Consider the following 14,031-nt stretch of genomic DNA (forward strand, 5'->3'; position numbering starts at 1 on the left):
TCAAAGATACTGTTATTCTAAAATTCTTTTCCTTAATTTGTGCTTAATTATGGAACATCAGCATCAAGTCATTTTATCTTTAGGAAGTAATCAAGGCAATCGTTTGAAAAACATTGAATTGTGCTTGGATCTTATCCATCAAAAGATTGGGACTATTATAAAGGTCTCAAATTTATACGAAACACCTGCTTGGGGTTTTGAAAGTGAGGCATTTTATAATTGTGCTTTACTGCTGCATTGTTCTAAAACTCCCGAGCAAATACTAGAACAAGTTTTGGCAGTCGAAAAAATATTAGGTAGAATTCGAACTGAAGGGGTAGGGTATCAATCTAGAATTATAGATGTCGATTTGATTGCTTTTGATTCGGAAATTATTAATGTAGCTCATCTTACAGTTCCGCATCCATTAATGCAAAACAGAAAATTTGTTTTGTTGCCTTTTCGTGATTTGAATTTAGATTGGCAACATCCAATTTTGAAAATGACGATTCCAGAGTTGATACAAATCACTCCAGATGAAAGTGTGTGCGAAATGGTTCAAGAATTAAAAGCTCCTTTGAGTGTTATAGCTTTAAACCAATATAATTACATTGCTATTGAAGGTAATATTGGAGCTGGAAAATCGACTTTGGCTCTTAAAATGGCGCAGGATTTTAATGCTAAAACTGTTTTGGAGCGTTTTGCAGACAATCCTTTTCTGCCAAAATTTTATGAAGATCAAAGTAGGTATGCTTTTCAACTCGAGATGTCGTTTTTGGCAGACAGGTATCAGCAATTATCAGATGATTTGTCCCAGTTTGATTTGTTTAAAGATTTTATAATTGCAGATTACCACATTTTCAAGTCCTTGTTGTTTTCTAAAATCACTTTAGAAGTTGATGAATTTAGATTGTATAGAACGCTATTTGATATTATTTACAAAGAAATGCCTAAGCCCGATTTGTATATTTATCTCTATCAAAATACCGATCGATTATTAAAAAATATTAAAGAGAGAGGACGAAGTTACGAACAAGATATTACCGCTGAATATCTTGAGAAAATAAACAGCGGGTATTTAGAATATATCAAAACTCAAACCAATTTGAATGTTTTGGTTATAGATGTTTCAGATCGTGATTTTGTGAGTAATCAAGAAGATTATCTTTATATTCTGTCCAAAATTCAAGGAAAAAGCGTTTTGTAACCGTTATCTTTTCAGCGAAAAATGCCCTTTTAATACAGGACTTTCTGGGTCTATTTTCAAAACATACCAATAATCTGTCGATGGTAATGCTTTTTGGTTGAAAGTGCCATCCCAACTGTGTTGGTAGCTGCTAAGTCTGGTGATTAATTTTCCATAACGATCAAATATTGTTACTTCGGATAGAGGGTATTCTAAAAGGCCTTTTACTTCCCAAGTATCATTAAAACCATCGTTGTTTGGTGTGAAAAATTTTGGAATAATAATTACGATAAACTGTTCTTGGTCGCTACTACATAAATTGATTTCTCGTACAGTAGCTGTTTGTAATCCGCTAGGTACATTGGTAAAAACATTTGAACTTTGATAATTGATGCCGTCTATAGAGTATTCAAAATAAGTTTCGGTTTTTACTAATTCTATGGTAACAGTTGTTTCGTCAACAATTACCTTTTTTATTTCTGGAGTGTTGTTTTCTACTACAGTAATTGTTTTTTTGTTGGTGCAGTTTTCAGGAGCTAAACTAGTAACGGCTACGGTATAAATTCCCTTGTCAATTATATCAACAGTTTGGGTAGTGGCACCAGTTGACCAAAGATAGGTCATATTGGATAGACCAGCGTCCAATGTTATACTTTGCCCATTACACTTTGCAATATTTTGATCGTTTACTGCAGGCAAATCATAAACAATTAAATCAATATTTTCTTTAGTACTGTTACTACAACCGTTGTTTACTGCTTCGGCATAATAGGTTGTGCTGTTTGAAATTGTCGAAGTTGTAAATGAAGTTCCGGTACCAATACTATTTCCTCCAATTTCAGAATACCAGTTTATGGTTCCTTCCGATGGAGTAGCTTGTAAAGTAAATGTGCCAGGCCCACAATGAGTTACAGGTGTATTAGTGCTGGTAATGGTTGGGGTATTAATTACTTTAGCTTCTACGGATTTTCTTGTCATTGGGCATCCTGCAACTTCTACATAAAAGTTAGTTGTTGTTGTGATATTTGGAGTGATAAAATTGGTTCCAGTTCCTGATGGAATAGTTCCCGTAGCTGTGTCGTACCAATTCATGGTCCCAATCGTTGCTGTCGCTTTCAAAGTAACAGTTCCAGCATCGCATGTTGAAGCTGGTGTTGTACTGCTAATCGTAGCAATTGTTAAAGTTGTGCTGGCAGATAGTTGTAAAACGGGATCACCTAGTGTTCCTCCGTATTCTACAATATATCCTTTCGGGTGATAAGGGCCTGGAGGATCACCTTGCACAGGGAGATCGTTCCAAGTTCCAGGGTTTCCAACAGATGGGTCTGTTATGTGAGCGTAATCTTCGTTGTTATTGCTGTCATTTGGCTCATTTGGAGAGTTCCAGTTGGCGTAATTTGGAGAGGTTCCGTTTCCTTTTCCGTTCCAAAAAACCGTGCCAGCTTCAGGGCCTGTGACCCATTTCCATTCTCCTTCTTTGGAAGCATCGGTTCCTCCAATCCAGCCAGCACCTGGGGCTTGAGCACCTGCTAATTGTGATTCATCGGCTGCTGTTAGTGTTGCTAAATACCCTTTTAGACCATAATAAGTTCTTACATCAGCAGCGTCTCTTGCAGCTGTCCAGCTGATGCCAAGACTAGGGACATACTCGTAATAATGACCATTTCTTGGTAAATAATTGGCTTGGCCAATACTAATTGAAAAATTTCGAATACCGTTTGGAGTTATTGAAGTGTTGTTGAATTGTACATCTTTGATTGCGCTTTCAAGATCAGCATAACTCACTGGTATCCCTGATGGACTTTTTAATGTTAGTTTGCCTTCGTTTGCATTCCAAATGCTTTGAATTGTACTATGTGACAAAGCGTTATTCAAGTATAAAGAATCTTCACCTTTTACGTAACCCGAAGAGATTTGAATGTAGATAGCATCGGTACCAGTGTCATCTGGATCGGTAATATTAATAGTGCTTACAATATTGATATAGGTTAAAGGGCAATAAGATTGATTTCCTGTTGCGGTAAGTATGGGAGCAACATTGGCCAGTGTTTTAGCTTTTTTGTTTTTGATTAACGAAGTTGAAAATCCTTTTTTTGGAGGATTTATAGGTGTGTTTGCATACCCAAAACATACAATTGAATAGAGGCACAATATTAGGTTGAGTGGAGTTCTTGCTTTCATTTTATAAAAATAAACTTTTTATTTAAAAAGCAAAACTTTGTCGATTTATTTATCGTATTCTTGTTTTTTTACGAATAAAATTATTGATTGAATTGTTTGAATAAATCCCAAACCACAATTCCAGCGCTTACTGAGATATTCAAAGAATGTTTGGTTCCTAGTTGAGGAATTTCAATGCAACCATCACATATAGCAACTGCATCTTGTGATACACCGTAAACTTCATTTCCAAAAACCAAAGCGTATTTTTGATTTTTATCAACTTTAAAATTCTGAAGAAAAATCGAACTTTCAACTTGTTCAATAGCAAGAGTGGTAATATTTTCTTTTTTTAAATTTGAAATAACGTCTAAAACATTTTCATGGTGTTCCCAAGTTACAGTTTCAGTTGCTCCAAGTGCTGTTTTGTGAATTTCTTTATTAGGAGGAGTCGCTGTGATTCCGCAGAGAATTATTTTTTCAATCAAAAAAGCATCAGCAGTTCTAAAAACAGATCCAATGTTGTGTAAGCTGCGAATATCGTCTAATATTAGGATTAAGGGTGTTTTTTTAGATCTTTTAAAATCATCGATAGATTTTCTTTCCAATTCGCTGTTTTCTAGTTTTCTCATTGTTTTCTAGTTTTCTTTATAAAAAAGGCTTCCTGGAATAAGGAAGCCTTTAAGTTGTATTTGATGAAAGCTTTTTTTAGCTTTTTGCTGCGTCTGGTAAAACAGTTCCTTTAATAGTAAGGGTTTTTGTTGGTTGTCCTTCAGCATTTGAAGTTACAGTTACCGTTTTTGTAAAAGGCCCAACTCTGTCTGTTGCATATTTTACTCCAATAACTCCTTTTGCACCTGGCATAATTGGCTCTTTTGGGGCAGTTGGTACAGTACATCCGCAAGATCCTTGAGTATTGGTTATGATTAAAGGCTTGTTTCCATTATTTGTGAATACAAACTGACGGTTTCCATCTGCATTGTGTGCAATTGAACCGTAATCAATCGTTTCGTTTTCAAAAACCATTCCAGCTCCGTTTACTTTTGGTAAAGCTGCAGCTGTAGTTGTTGTTTTTGCTTTTTTAGTTTTTTTTGAAGATTCTTGAGCGTTAGAAAATGCTGTGCCTAAGATGGTTAGCATTGCTAGTAGGAATATTTTTTTCATAGGTTTTATAATTATTTCACAAATTTATACAAATAAACAAAATTGTCTTTTAAATTTTTCTTAAAAGTAATTTATTTTTTTTGCCTTTAGTTTTTTGTGGTTTAAAATTATAAATTCGCTGAGTTTTAAAATCATTCTAATATAAAAATTTTGGCAGCAAAAGATAAGGTAGTTAAAGAGACTCCGTTAATGAAGCAATACAATGAGATCAAAAGGAAATATCCTGATGCTTGCTTGTTGTTTAGAGTTGGAGATTTCTATGAGACTTTTGGCGAAGACGCTATTCGTTCTTCAAAGATTTTAGGGATTACATTAACCAAAAGAGGTGCGGGTTCAGAGACCGAAACTGCATTGGCAGGATTTCCGCATCATTCTATTAATACCTATTTGCCAAAATTAGTAAAAGCAGGACTTCGTGTGGCTATTTGTGATCAATTGGAGGATCCTAAAATGACCAAAACAATTGTGAAACGAGGAGTTACTGAGTTGGTTACACCTGGAGTTGCAATGAATGATGAGGTTTTGCAATCTAAAACGAATAATTTTTTGGCTGCTGTTTATTTTGATAAAAAAGCGATAGGAATTTCTTTTTTAGATGTCTCTACGGGTGAGTTTTTGACTTCTCAAGGAAATGCGGAGTATATCGATAAATTGCTTCAAAACTTCAATCCTAGCGAAGTGTTAGTTCCTAAGAATAACAAAAATGAATTCCGAGATGCTTTTGGTGAAGATTTTCATAATTTCTATTTGGAAGATTGGATTTTCAAAGAAGATTATGCAACTGAAAGTTTGACCAAACATTTTCAGACGGTTTCCTTGAAAGGTTTTGGTGTAGAAGAATTGAGAGAGGGAATCATTGCGTCGGGTGCAATTTTGTATTATTTGTCCGAAACACAGCATAATAAACTCCAGCATATAACTGCAATTCAGCGCATTGCCGAAGAAGCTTATGTTTGGATGGATCGTTTTACGATTAGAAATTTGGAACTGTATCATAGTTACAATCCAAATGCGGTAACGCTTTTGGATGTTATCGATAAAACACTATCGCCTATGGGTGGGCGTTTGTTGAAACGATGGTTGGCTTTGCCATTGAAGGATGCTAATAAAATAAGAAGTCGTCATCAGGTGGTTTCGTATTTAAATGAGAATCAGGATGTTTTAAGAGATATTCAAAATCAAGTAAAACAAATTTCCGATTTAGAACGTCTGATTTCTAAAATTGCCACAGGTAAGGTTTCTCCTCGCGAAATGGTAAATTTGAAAGAATCATTGGATGCAATTATCCCGATAAAAACATTGGCTTTGTCAAGTTCGCAAGAAGCTGTAAAAGTTATTGGAGATAGTTTGCATAGTTGTGAGTTGTTGCGTGAAAAAATACAAACGACTCTGAATCAAGATGCTCCTGTGGCAGTTGCCAAAGGAAATGTTATTGCTCAAGGGATTCATGCTGAATTAGATGAACTACGAGCGATATCTACTTCTGGTAAACAGTTTTTAGAAGGTATCGAAAAAAGAGAATCTGAACGTACAGGAATTTCTTCGTTGAAAATATCTTTCAATAATGTATTTGGATATTATATCGAAGTTCGAAATACTCATAAAGATAAAGTGCCGACCGAATGGATTCGAAAACAAACTTTGGTTAGTGCTGAGCGATATATTACAGAGGAGTTAAAAGAATATGAAACTAAGATTTTAGGAGCTGAGGACAAAATTCAAAAAATTGAAAGTGATTTATTTGATCAATTAGTAAGTTGGGTATCGACTTATATTAAGCCGGTTCAGATGAACGCCAATTTGATAGCACAATTGGATTGTTTGTGTTGTTTTACACAATTGGCAATAGAAAACAAGTACGTTTGCCCAGAAATTGATGATACTTTCGAATTGGATATCAAAGAAGGAAGACATCCTGTAATAGAAAAGCAATTGCCAGTAGGTGTTCCGTATATTACCAATGATGTTTTTCTAGATAGAGAAACCCAACAATTGATTATGATTACCGGGCCTAATATGTCGGGTAAATCGGCAATTTTACGCCAAACCGCTTTGATAGTGTTGTTGGCTCAAATGGGAAGTTTTGTGCCTGCTGTGAGTGTTAGAATGGGAATTGTGGATAAAATTTTTACTAGAGTAGGGGCTTCAGATAATATTTCGATGGGTGAATCTACGTTTATGGTCGAAATGAATGAAACAGCGTCTATTTTGAACAATATCTCGGATAGGAGTTTGGTTTTGTTGGATGAAATAGGAAGAGGAACAAGTACTTATGATGGGATTTCTATAGCTTGGGCTATAGCCGAATTTTTGCATGAGCATCCATCTAAAGCAAAAACTTTGTTTGCAACTCATTATCACGAACTCAACGAGATGAGCGAAACGATGCCGCGTATTCAGAATTATAATGTTTCGGTTAAAGAATTGAAAGATACTGTTCTCTTTATTCGAAAATTAGTAAAGGGAGGAAGTGCGCATAGTTTTGGTATTCATGTGGCAAAAATGGCAGGAATGCCTCAATTAGTGGTTTCTAGAGCTCAGAAGATGTTGAAGAAATTAGAGAAAAATCATTCTAGTGAGGTTTTGAGTGGTGTGAAATCAGCGAATGATGAGATGCAAATGAGTTTCTTTAATCTAGATGATCCTTTGTTGGAGGAGATTAAAGATGAAATTCTTAATCTGGATATAAATGCCATTACACCTGTTGAAGCCCTGATGAAGCTCAATGAGATCAAAAGAATGTTAACTAGAAAATAATTTTTGAATTTAAAGTTATAGTTGTCAGAATGTTAAATTATATCTTTGTTTTTTTTCATAAAAACGTTTGTGTAATTAAATAAATGTTCTAAATTTGCAACCGCAATAACAGATAAGTGTTGCGGTTCTTTATAGAAATGAAATGCGAAAATAGCTCAGTTGGTAGAGCGCGACCTTGCCAAGGTCGAGGTCGCGGGTTCGAGCCCCGTTTTTCGCTCAAAACCATATAATGTTCGGATGTTGGATTTGTTTGTTTTTAAAAAAAAAAATATCTAACAAAAAAAACAAAACGTTTTTGCTCGGATGGTGAAATTGGTAGACACGCTGGACTTAAAATCCAGTGAACAGCAATGTTCGTGCGGGTTCAAGTCCCGCTCTGAGTACAAAAAAGCTTCAAACAATGTTTGGAGCTTTTTTTATTGATAAAAAAACGAGCGTCGGTCAGTCTGAAAAGTTTTTTTAAAGTTTGTAAATCTGCTGTCTAAATTCCTAAATCTTAAAATCGAATGGGTGCTTTTGTAATTAGTAAGAGATTTGATGATCAGTATAAGTTTGTTTTTACTTCCAGAAAAGGGAAGGTGATTTTTACAAGCTTGAAGTATGAGCTTAAATTTGAATGCGAAGAGGCGATTGCGTATTTCAAGAGTAATATTGGTTTGGCTACTTTTGAAAAACAACGATCTGCTGGTGGGAAGTATTTTTTTAAATTGTTTTTGGAAGGTGCGCCTTTTGCGTTGAGTCGAAAATATACTACAGAATTAAGAGTGCAAAAAGGGATTGATGAGATTGTTAAATACGCAACCGTTTCTGAAATTTTAGATTTTTCAGATAATAACGATCTTGTGTTTTTAGATTAATATCAAGGCTGTGTTTTGATGTAAAACAAGGCTTTATGTTGGTAGAAAAGAATAGTTTGGTGGGAATCCAAAAAAAAAGCTGCATTGAAAATGCAGCTTGTTTTTTTAGTGTAATTTAAAATTACTCAGCAGCTGGAGCTTCAGCAGCTGGAGCAGCAGTTGTGTCAGCAGCAGTAGCAGTAGTATCAGCAACAACAGCAGTAGTATCAGCAACAACAGCAGTAGTATCAGCAGCTACAGTCTCTTCAGCAGGAGCGTCAGCTTTTTTACAAGATACAACAGATAATACAGCAACAACAGCTAAACTTAAAAATACTTTTTTCATCTTAATTTAATATAAAGGTTAATTATTAATTCGTTGCAAAGATATAAATTTTTTAATATGTAAAATATTTTTTCATTTATTTTTTAAAAATAATTTTCGATAAAGTCTGTAGGTTTTGCATTTGTTGAATGAAAATGACTTGAAAATCATTTTTTTTTAATGTATTCTTATGTTTTTTAGATATTTAGGTTTTTTTGCTGTCTTTGTTATTGAGGTGTTATTTTGGATAAAATACTAGCGGTAGCCCCTTTGTTTTTTTGAATAAAATCAAAGCATATTTCACCTTTTTCTTGTCTGTTTTTTTGATTTTGTATCAATTCATCTAAAATGTTTCGGAGTTCATTTTTGTTTGTAATCGAAATGCAGCCTTCCAGCTTAACTAATGCCACAGCTTCTGCAAAATGAGTAAAATTGGAACCAATGACAATCGGAACCCCGAAAGTAGCCGGTTCTAAAATATTATGAACTCCAGGATTACCAAATCCACCACCAACATAGGCTATGTCGGCATAACTATATATTTTGGTTAAAATTCCAATAGTGTCAATTATAAAAACATCAAAATCAGCTAGAGCTTTGCCTTCTTTTTCAGAAAACAAAACCGTTTTCTTGGTTATAGAATTTTTTAGCTCTTGAATTTGTTCTTTTTTGATATTGTGGGGAGCAATAATAAATTTTACTTTTTCTTGCGTTTGATTGATATAGTCAATTAATAGGTTTTCATCCTTTGGCCAAGAACTTCCTATGACAATCGTTAAAGTGTCATTTTTAAATTGAGCAATAAAATCTAATGTGTTGTCTTTTTCTAAGATAGTAACAACCCTGTCAAAACGTGTGTCTCCAGAAACGGCTACGTTAGTTTTGTTTAGTTGTAATAATAATTTTTTGGAACTTTCATTTTGAACAAAAAAATACGTAAAAGCATTTAATGCGTTTCTGTAAAAACCACCATACCATTTAAAAAAAGCTTGGTTTTCTCTAAAAATACCCGAAATCAAATAAGTTGGTATTTTAAGTTTTTGAAGCTCATTTAAATAATTAGGCCAATATTCATATTTGATAAAAAAAACCATTTCAGGATGAGCTAATTGTAAAAAGCGTTGCGCATTTTTTTGGGTATCCAAAGGGAGGTACAAAGTAGCATCGGCAACAGTATTGTTCTTTCGAACCTCATAACCAGATGGAGAGAAAAAAGTAACCAAAATTTTATGTCCAGGATGGCTTTCTTTTATTTTTTCTATAACAGGAAGTCCTTGTTCGTACTCTCCCAAAGAAGCAGCATGAAACCAAATAGTTCTGTCATCAGGAGAAATTTTTGTTTGTAAAATTTCAAAAACAGGCTTTCTCCCCGCTACAAAAAGTTTCATTTTTGGACTGAACAGAGCGATGGCTTTTAATAAAATATTCGCAATTTGAACTATTAGGTTGTATAGGGAAAGCATATCATTTTTTTTCTGGGGCTAAAATACGCTTTCTTTTAGTTATCTATAAAATCATTCTGCTAAAATCCCTATTTTTGTTCCAAATTTAAAACAGAATATGCCCTTATAAATTTGGGAGTTTTGTTGTTAAAGAACTTTAAACAAAAGGTCATAATGAAAAAAATACAAATGGTTGACTTAAAGAGTCAATACGATAAAATCGCTGCAACGGTAAACGCTTCTATTCAAGAAGTTCTGGATACCAATACTTATATTAATGGGCCTTTGGTGCATCATTTTCAAAAAAATCTTGAAGAATACCTTGATGTTAAGCACGTAATTCCTTGCGCAAACGGAACAGATGCTTTGCAAATTGCTATGATGGGATTGGATTTGAAACCAGGTGATGAGGTGATTACTGCCGATTTTACTTTTGCTGCCACTGTTGAGGTTATTGCTTTGTTACGTTTGACACCTGTTTTGGTAGATGTGAATTTAGATGATATGAATATTTCTATCGATGCGATAAAAAAAGCCATAACTCCCAAAACAAAAGCAATTGTTCCAGTTCATTTGTTTGGACGTGCTGCCAATATGGATGCTATTATGGCTCTTGCGAAAGAGCATAATTTATATGTTATTGAAGATAATGCGCAAGCAATTGGAGCCAATTATACTTTTGCAGATGGAACCAAAAAGAAGGCAGGTGTTATTGGTCATGTGAGTTCTACTTCCTTTTTCCCTTCTAAAAACTTAGGCTGTTATGGTGATGGCGGTGCAATTTTTACTAACGACGATGCTTTGGCTCATAAAATTAGAGGAATTGTCAATCACGGAATGTACGAGCGTTACCATCACGATGTTGTTGGAGTAAATTCTAGATTGGATAGTATTCAGGCTGGAGTTTTGGATGCTAAGTTACCTTTCTTGAATGAGTATAATACTGCACGTCGTTTGGCAGCATCAAAATACAACGCTGCTTTTGCTGGCAATGCTAAAATTATTACGCCAGCGTTTGATGCCGATGGTGATGATCATGTTTTTCATCAATATGTATTACGAATTATTGATGCTGATAGAGATGCCTTGATGCAACATTTGTTAAATAAAGGAATTCCTTGTGCAATTTATTATCCAATTCCGCTACATTCCCAAAAAGCGTATGTTGATTCTCGTTACAAAGAAGCAGATTTCCCAGTAACCAATCAGTTGGTGAAAGAAGTAATTGCTTTGCCAATGCATACCGAATTAGATGATGAGCAAATAAAATTCATAACCGATAGTGTTATTGAATTTTTAAGATAGAAGCAAAAAAAAAAAAATCTCAAATTATCTAGATAATTTGAGATTTTTTTATTCTGAGAAATTTTAATAAATTTTCTAATTAAGCGTTCGCCGTAACAGCTTCTTTATTGATTTTTCCAATTAATCCGGTTAATACTTTTCCAGGACCAACTTCGGTAAACAAAGTTGCACCATCGGCAATCATTTGTTGTACTGATTGAGTCCATTTTACAGGAGCAGTCAATTGAATAATTAAATTTTTCTTGATTTCTTCTGGCGATGATACTGCAGCAGCAGTTACATTTTGATACACTGGGCAGATAGGAGTAGCGAAAACAGTTTTTTCTATCGCAGCAGCTAGTTCTTCTCTTGCAGGTTCCATCATAGGCGAATGAAAACCTCCTCCAACAGGTAATATTAAAGCTCGTTTAGCACCAGCTTCTTTCATTTTTTCACAAGCTAATTCTACGGCTTTGAATTCTCCCGAAATTACTAATTGTCCAGGGCAGTTATAATTTGCCGCAACAACTACTCCTTCTATAGATGCACAAACATCTTCGACAATAGTATCTGCCAAGCCTAAAACAGCAGCCATTGTAGAAGGGGTTATTTCGCAAGCTTTTTGCATGGCTAATGCACGTTGAGAAACTAATTTTAATCCATCTTCAAAAGATAATGTCCCGTTGGCAACCAATGCAGAAAATTCGCCCAAAGAATGTCCTGCTACCATTTCGGGTTTGAAATCTTCTAGGGTTTTTGCTAAAATAACAGAGTGTAAAAAAACGGCTGGTTGTGTAACTTTGGTTTCTTTCAATTCTTCGGCAGTTCCTTCAAACATAATATCTGTAATACGGAAACCTAATATTTCGTTTGCTTTTTCAAATAATTCTTTGGCTAATGCCGAGTTTTCATATAGGTCTTTCCCCATTCCTGTAAATTGTGCTCCTTGACCTGGAAATACGTATGCTTTCATCTTTTTTTTATTTTTTTTATGTATCAAATGTGATGTCAAATGACATTTTATTACTCTTAATTTAAAGATTTTAAAAAAATTAAAACTGAAAATATATTGTTTCAATCGGGATGCAAAAGTAGTGTTTTTTTAGGATTTACAAGAAAAGTTGAAAATGTTCTGAAATGAAAAGTGGTTGTCCAAAAAACATAATCTTGTCAAGCTGAACTTGTTTCAACTTCTGTAAACAATTAATGATTAATTGTTTTTAGATTCCAAAATAAATTCGGAATGAACAAAATATGACTTTTTGGACAACCAGGTTTGTTTGTGCTAAAAAAAGTTAATTATTGTTTTATCAATTGCAATTCAATGTTCAGTTTTACCTCTTCACCAACTAAGACACCACCAGTTTCTAATGCTGAATTCCAGTTTAATCCCCAATCTTTGCGGTTTATTTTTCCGTCAATATTTAATCCTGCTTTGGTATTTCCCCAAGGATCTTTCATTAATCCGCTGAATTCTGCTGGAAAGGTTACCGACTTGCTTATACCTCTAATGCTTAAATCACCTGTCAATTCATAATCATCACCTTTTTGGGTAAAAGAAGTAGCTTTGAAAGTCAATTTTGGATGATTTTCAGCATCAAAAAAGTCGCCACTTTTTAAGTGATTATCCCTATCGGTATTGTTGGTATTGATAGAGTTGATGTCTGCAGAGAATTCAATGGTTGCTTTTTCGAAGTTATCATCTTCAGTTGTGATTACTGAGTCGTATGTGGTAAATTTTCCTGAAACATTTGTAAACATCATGTGTTTTACTTTGAAACCAATTTCGGAGTGTGTTGGGTCGATTGCCCATTTTGTAGTTGCCATATTATTTGTTTTTTTATTGTTTAATAATGATTTGTTTCATTTTGATAAGACAAAATTATGGCAAGAATGAGAATGAAGCACTTAACCTAGATTAAGAAATGAAAAAGGAAATATTAAATAGGTATAATTTGAATATCAGTAGATTATTTAAAAAACAATTAGGTGTTTAGAAAAGAATTATTGGAGCTATTTATTTGGTTTAAAGCATTCTTCCATTTTGAAAAGTTTTCTGAATATACAGTTCTGTATTTGGCGATGATTTCTTGGTGTTTGAATTGAAAATCGAGATTCATTTCGTAGTTCCAATTGTTGTCTCTGAATATGGTTTCGAAGTTGAATACATTTCCAACCAACATTTTATAATCGATAATTAATTGCTGATGTTCTTCAAAATCAAGAATGGGCTTGATTTCATTATCGTAAAAAAGTAAAGCGGTTTCATTTACCGCCAGTCCCTTTTCTACCCAATGTTGTTCTAGAGCTTCGTCTTCGTATTTAAAAAAATCAGTAATATGTTTGTCCGAAAACCAATCGGGCAATTTGATATTGGGCTGATTTGATGCTAAAAATTCATTAGAATCCGATTGCAATTGGGCATTGGTTATCATCGAAGAATTGTATAAATACCATTCCGAATCCATCATTAGGTAAATCAGTTTTTTGGTTTTTAGTTTAGAGAGCCACGTTCTATAATGCACAAGTCCATTGGGAAATAAACCCGGGTCGATAACCATTTTACGAACTTTAGCATTAACAATAACTTGTATTACAGGAGCGACATGATATCCCCAATCGATCGTTCCGTTTGGTGAAATGTTTTTTTCGTCTATAAATGAGATTAGTCTAGTACTATATGAGGAATAAACAATAGGAGCAAAAGCCCAAATTTTGGCACAATGATAGCCTTTAGTACTTAATAACAAACTGATATAATGCGAAATATTATGGCAATTGGCTTGTTGATATCCAAATGGAATCCCAGATTGCACAATTTCCGCAAATAAATCGTTTGCTGTATTAAGCTCTAGTATGGAGGCTTTATTGGGCGTTAAAAGAGGGTGCTTTTTGATG

Annotated in this window: 12 protein-coding genes and 2 tRNA genes; 6 read left to right on the plus strand and 8 right to left on the minus strand. The window is 34.2% G+C overall.

What is annotated here, in order from left to right:
• The first annotated feature begins 49 nt into the window (after window positions 1–49).
• Window positions 50–1,186, plus strand: a complete 1,137-nt coding sequence (gene folK, locus ABEB18_RS03750) for a 2-amino-4-hydroxy-6-hydroxymethyldihydropteridine diphosphokinase (RefSeq protein ID WP_348797722.1) — start codon at window positions 50–52, stop codon at window positions 1,184–1,186.
• Between the two features lie 3 nt (window positions 1,187–1,189).
• Here the strand turns inward: folK and ABEB18_RS03755 are convergent, their stop codons facing one another.
• The 3 genes from ABEB18_RS03755 to ABEB18_RS03765 form a co-directional block, all read right to left on the minus strand.
• Entirely contained in the window at window positions 1,190–3,346 is a 2,157-nt protein-coding gene (locus ABEB18_RS03755; protein ID WP_348797723.1) for a T9SS type B sorting domain-containing protein, read from the minus strand.
• Window positions 3,347–3,426: 80 nt separating this feature from the next.
• The gene (locus ABEB18_RS03760; protein ID WP_348797724.1) at window positions 3,427–3,957 is read right to left on the minus strand and encodes an RNA methyltransferase; all 531 of its coding nucleotides are present in this window, start codon (window positions 3,955–3,957) and stop codon (window positions 3,427–3,429) included.
• Window positions 3,958–4,033: 76 nt separating this feature from the next.
• Window positions 4,034–4,489: a DUF1573 domain-containing protein gene (locus tag ABEB18_RS03765; protein ID WP_348797725.1), complete on the minus strand. Its 456-nt coding sequence runs from the start codon at window positions 4,487–4,489 to the stop codon at window positions 4,034–4,036.
• A gap of 150 nt (window positions 4,490–4,639) precedes the next feature.
• Here ABEB18_RS03765 and mutS point away from each other — a divergent pair, with 150 nt between their 5' ends.
• From mutS to ABEB18_RS03785, 4 genes are all read left to right on the plus strand, one after another.
• Window positions 4,640–7,246, plus strand: a complete 2,607-nt coding sequence (gene mutS / locus ABEB18_RS03770; protein ID WP_348797726.1) for a DNA mismatch repair protein MutS — start codon at window positions 4,640–4,642, stop codon at window positions 7,244–7,246.
• Window positions 7,247–7,390: 144 nt separating this feature from the next.
• Window positions 7,391–7,463 (plus strand) — tRNA-Gly (locus tag ABEB18_RS03775).
• An 80-nt stretch (window positions 7,464–7,543) separates the two neighbouring features.
• Window positions 7,544–7,629: transfer RNA gene (locus ABEB18_RS03780), tRNA-Leu, on the plus strand.
• A gap of 123 nt (window positions 7,630–7,752) precedes the next feature.
• Window positions 7,753–8,103 carry a YegP family protein gene (locus ABEB18_RS03785; RefSeq protein ID WP_348797727.1) on the plus strand — a complete coding sequence of 117 codons (351 nt, stop codon included), beginning with the start codon at window positions 7,753–7,755 and terminating at the stop codon, window positions 8,101–8,103.
• A 121-nt stretch (window positions 8,104–8,224) separates the two neighbouring features.
• Here ABEB18_RS03785 and ABEB18_RS03790 read toward each other — a convergent pair whose 3' ends face one another.
• Together ABEB18_RS03790 and ABEB18_RS03795 are read right to left on the minus strand one after the other, a co-directional pair.
• Entirely contained in the window at window positions 8,225–8,428 is a 204-nt protein-coding gene (locus tag ABEB18_RS03790; RefSeq protein WP_348797728.1) for a hypothetical protein, read from the minus strand.
• Between the two features lie 206 nt (window positions 8,429–8,634).
• On the minus strand, window positions 8,635–9,870 hold the full coding sequence (locus tag ABEB18_RS03795; protein WP_348797729.1) for a 3-deoxy-D-manno-octulosonic acid transferase: 1,236 nt from the start codon (window positions 9,868–9,870) through the stop codon (window positions 8,635–8,637).
• Window positions 9,871–10,023: 153 nt separating this feature from the next.
• On the opposite strand from ABEB18_RS03795, the gene ABEB18_RS03800 reads away from it, so the two are divergent.
• Window positions 10,024–11,154 (plus strand): DegT/DnrJ/EryC1/StrS family aminotransferase, encoded by a 1,131-nt coding sequence (locus ABEB18_RS03800; protein ID WP_348797730.1) that lies wholly within the window; start codon window positions 10,024–10,026, stop codon window positions 11,152–11,154.
• A 79-nt stretch (window positions 11,155–11,233) separates the two neighbouring features.
• On the opposite strand, the gene fabD is transcribed toward ABEB18_RS03800, so the two are convergent.
• The 3 genes from fabD to ABEB18_RS03815 all read right to left on the minus strand — a co-directional run bounded on the left by fabD (window position 11,234) and on the right by ABEB18_RS03815 (window position 14,030).
• Window positions 11,234–12,106: an ACP S-malonyltransferase gene (gene fabD / locus ABEB18_RS03805; protein ID WP_348797731.1), complete on the minus strand. Its 873-nt coding sequence runs from the start codon at window positions 12,104–12,106 to the stop codon at window positions 11,234–11,236.
• A 326-nt stretch (window positions 12,107–12,432) separates the two neighbouring features.
• Window positions 12,433–12,960, minus strand: coding sequence for a YceI family protein (locus ABEB18_RS03810; protein WP_348797732.1), 528 nt, complete (start codon window positions 12,958–12,960; stop codon window positions 12,433–12,435).
• A gap of 158 nt (window positions 12,961–13,118) precedes the next feature.
• The gene (locus tag ABEB18_RS03815) at window positions 13,119–14,030 is read right to left on the minus strand and encodes a protein-glutamine glutaminase family protein (protein ID WP_348797963.1); all 912 of its coding nucleotides are present in this window, start codon (window positions 14,028–14,030) and stop codon (window positions 13,119–13,121) included.
• Window position 14,031 lies beyond the last annotated feature (1 nt).

This window comes from Flavobacterium adhaerens (genome assembly GCF_040045115.1).
Lineage (GTDB): Bacteria > Bacteroidota > Bacteroidia > Flavobacteriales > Flavobacteriaceae > Flavobacterium > Flavobacterium adhaerens.